4 protein-coding genes are annotated in these 3,151 nt (G+C 76.5%); 2 read left to right on the top strand and 2 right to left on the bottom strand.

Annotated features, from left to right (window positions below):
* Nucleotides 1-287 precede the first annotated feature (287 nt).
* The gene (locus CS2_RS17995; RefSeq protein ID WP_233421264.1) at nucleotides 288-1,355 is read right to left on the bottom strand and encodes a sigma-70 family RNA polymerase sigma factor; all 1,068 of its coding nucleotides are present in this window, start codon (nucleotides 1,353-1,355) and stop codon (nucleotides 288-290) included.
* 116 nt (nucleotides 1,356-1,471) lie between these two features.
* Here CS2_RS17995 and CS2_RS17990 point away from each other — a divergent pair, with 116 nt between their 5' ends.
* Both CS2_RS17990 and CS2_RS17985 read left to right on the top strand, forming a co-directional pair.
* Complete coding sequence (locus CS2_RS17990) at nucleotides 1,472-1,864, top strand: VOC family protein (protein ID WP_233421265.1); 393 nt, start codon at nucleotides 1,472-1,474, stop codon at nucleotides 1,862-1,864.
* 51 nt (nucleotides 1,865-1,915) lie between these two features.
* The gene (locus CS2_RS17985) at nucleotides 1,916-2,434 is read left to right on the top strand and encodes an NUDIX domain-containing protein (RefSeq protein WP_046528689.1); all 519 of its coding nucleotides are present in this window, start codon (nucleotides 1,916-1,918) and stop codon (nucleotides 2,432-2,434) included.
* 148 nt (nucleotides 2,435-2,582) lie between these two features.
* Here the strand turns inward: CS2_RS17985 and CS2_RS17980 are convergent.
* Nucleotides 2,583-3,151, bottom strand: a 569-nt coding sequence (locus CS2_RS17980) for a phosphoenolpyruvate carboxylase (RefSeq protein WP_156442215.1), incomplete at its 5' end; no start/stop codon positions are given.

The following is a 3,151-nucleotide window of genomic DNA, read 5'->3' as shown; positions in this document are numbered from 1 at the left end:
GGCGGGTCCCGCGACGGCCGCCGCCCCGGCGGCCGGTCGGTCGGCCGGTCCGTCGGCCGAGCAGCACCGGGCGGGCGACCAGCAGCGCCCGGCCGACGGTGCGGGTGGTCAGCGCCGCCGTCGCCGCGGCGGGCGTGGTCGCGGCCGCAGCACCGCAGCCACCACGGCCTGACCTCCCGGGGCCCCGTCCCCGCTCCTCGAACGCGGGTCCACGCCGCTTCTCGTCCGCGAGAACCGGCGTGGGCCCGCGTTCGTCGTCCCGGGCCGGCGTCCCGGGACGGCGTCCGTCAGGCGAGCTCGACCGGCAGCCCGAACCTCGCGAACAGCGCGGCCCCGAACCACACCGTGACGTGCCGCACGCCGTCCGCACCGACCGTCACCTGCTGCACCTGGAACGCGCGGTGCACGCCGTCCGGGTCGCGCATGTACAGCGCGAAGGCCGGGAGCCCGTTGGCGCTCGTCGGGACCATGCGCATGTCCCCCGGCCCCTGCGCGGGGCACCACGTGGCGATGAGCTCGCCCACCGCGCGCGGCCCGGCGTACCAGCCCGGGTACGGCGGCATCTCCCAGACCACGTCGGCCGCGAGCAGGTCGACGATCGCCGCGACGTCGTACGCCTCGAACGCCTCGACGTACCGCTCGAGCAGCTCCTTGTGCCGGGGGTCCGTCGGCTCGAGCGGCGTGACGTGCTGCACGCCGGCCATGTGCGCGCGGGCCCGCTGCAGGGTCGAGTTGACGGCCGCGACGGACAGGTCGAGCGCGTCGGCGACCTCGGCCGCGGACCACGCGAGCACGTCCCGTAGCAGCAGGACCGCGCGCTGCTGCGCCGTCAGGTGCTGGAGCGCTGCGACGAACGCGAGCCGGACCGTGTCGCGGTCGACCGTGACCTCGGCCGGGTCCCGCGGCGGTCGCGACCACACCAGGTCGTCGGGCAGCGGCTCGAGCCACGGCGTGGCGTGGTCCTCGCGCGGCTGGTCGCGCGGGTCGGCCGCGGGCGCTCCGATGCCGGTGGGCAGCGGGCGACGACGCCGACCGTCCAGGTGCGTGAGGCACGCGTTGGTCGCGATGCGGAACATCCACGTCCGCAGCGACGAGCGGTTCTCGAAGCCGCGCATCGCGCGCCACGCCCGCAGGTACGTCTCCTGGAGCATGTCCTCGGCGTCGTGCACCGAACCGGTCATGCGGTAGCAGTGCGCGAGGATCTCGCGCCGCAGCGGCGCGAGCCGCTGCGCGAACTCGTCGGCCGAGAGGTCGGTCGGGACGGGCTCGGCCCGACCCGCGGCACCGTCGGGCGCGGCGCCCGGGAGCGAGCCGGTCACGGCGCCGGGCGGAGTGCCAGGTGTGGTCGTCGTCACACCTGAGACGGTAGACCGCGCCACCGACATCGCACACCCCGACGACCCGGACGAGGTGCGCCGGTCGGTACCGGCGACGCCCCACCCACCTGCCAGGGAGCACCGCCGTGGACCGCATGATCGTCGTCACCCTGCCCGTGCGCGACCTGGCCGCGGCCCGCGCGTTCTACGCCGGCCTCGGCATGCGCGTGAACGAGGAGCTCAGCGACGAGCACGTGGTCTGCGTGGTCGTGTCCCGCACGATCTGCGTCATGCTGCTGGACCACGCGCGGTTCGCCGACGTCGCGCCGCGGCCGATCGCCGACGCGCACGCCACGACGCAGGTGCTGCTCTGCCTGACCGCCGCCGACCGCCGCGACGTCGACGCGCTCGCGCAGGCCGCGCTCGCGCACGGCGGCACCGAGGTGCGGGACGTGCAGGACGACGGCCCGGTGTACGCCCGGGCCGTGTCCGACCCCGACGGCCACGTGTGGGAGCTGCTCCACACGGACCCCGCGGCGACCGCCTGAGCACCGCGCCACCCGGGCCCGACCGCCCGCCCGCCGTGCCAGACTCCCCGCATGCCCGCCGCACCCGGACCCGCCGCCGACAGCTACCCCGAGGACGACCACGTGGACGGTCGCAGCCTGCTCGTCGCGGCGGCCTACGTGGTGCTGCGCCGCCCGGGCCCGACGGGTGACGAGGTGCTGCTGCAGCTGCGTGCCGGCACGGGGTACATGGACGGCTGGTGGGCCACGGTCGCGGGCCACGTCGACCCGGGCGAGTCCGTGCACGAGGCGGCGGTGCGCGAGGCCGCCGAGGAGGCCGGCGTCGTCGTCGACCCCGCGGACCTCGAGCCGTTGACGGCGCTGCACCGGTTCGAGCGCGGTGGCCCGCAGGTCGAGCAGCGCGTCGACGTCTTCTTCCAGGTCACGCGCTGGCGCGGCGACCCGGCCCTGCGCGAGGCCGACCGCGCCGCGGCGATGGGCTGGTACCCGCTCGCGGCGCTGCCCGACCCCGTCGTGCCCCACGAGCGTCTCGTGCTCGACCTGCTCGCGGCCGGCGCCGCCGTGCCTGCCGTGCTGTCCGTGCCCCGCTGAGCCGTCGCGACGCCCCGGGCGTCGCCCGCGTTCCGCGCCGGCAGGACGAGCGGACCCGCGCCCTCGGCACCCTGCGGGCGGCACGGCGGCACGCACGACGCCCCGCCCCGCACGTGCGGGACGGGGCGTCGGCCCGGGTCGGCCCCGGTCAGCCCGTGTTCTGCAGACCCGCGGCCACGCCGTTGACGCTCAGCAGCAGCAGGCGCCGCAGGTCGTCGACCGACTCGGCGTCGTCGCCCGTGCGCAGGCCGCGCAGCGCGCGCAGCTGCAGCAGCGACAGCGCGTCGACGTAGGGGCTGCGCAGCTGGACGGCGCGCCCCAGGATGCGCCGGTTCGACAGCACGCCCGTGCTGCCCGTGATCGCGAGCACCCACCGGCGCGTGAGCCGCATCTCGTCGAGGATCATCTGCGCGAGGTCGTCGCGGTCGCCCAGCGCCAGGTAGCGCGCGGCGATGCGCTCGTCGGTCTTGGCGAGCGACATCTCGACGTTGTCGATGATGGTCGCGAACAGCGGCCACTCGGCGTACGCGGTGCGCAGCTCGGCGAGGTCGCCGACCGACTCGAGCGCGGCGCCCAGGCCGTACCAGCCGGCCAGGTTGATGCGCGCCTGCGACCACGAGAACACCCACGGGATCGCCCGCAGGTCGTCGAGCGAGGAGACCGAGAGGCCGCGGCGCGCGGGGCGCGAGCCGATCGGCAGGAGGCCGACCTCCTCGA

The organism is Cellulomonas iranensis NBRC 101100 = JCM 18110, from assembly GCF_001552375.1.
In the GTDB taxonomy this organism is placed as follows: Bacteria; Actinomycetota; Actinomycetes; order Actinomycetales; family Cellulomonadaceae; genus Cellulomonas; species Cellulomonas iranensis.
The sequence above is the reverse complement of the archived record's forward strand: the minus strand, read 5'-3'. Positions and strand labels throughout refer to the sequence as shown.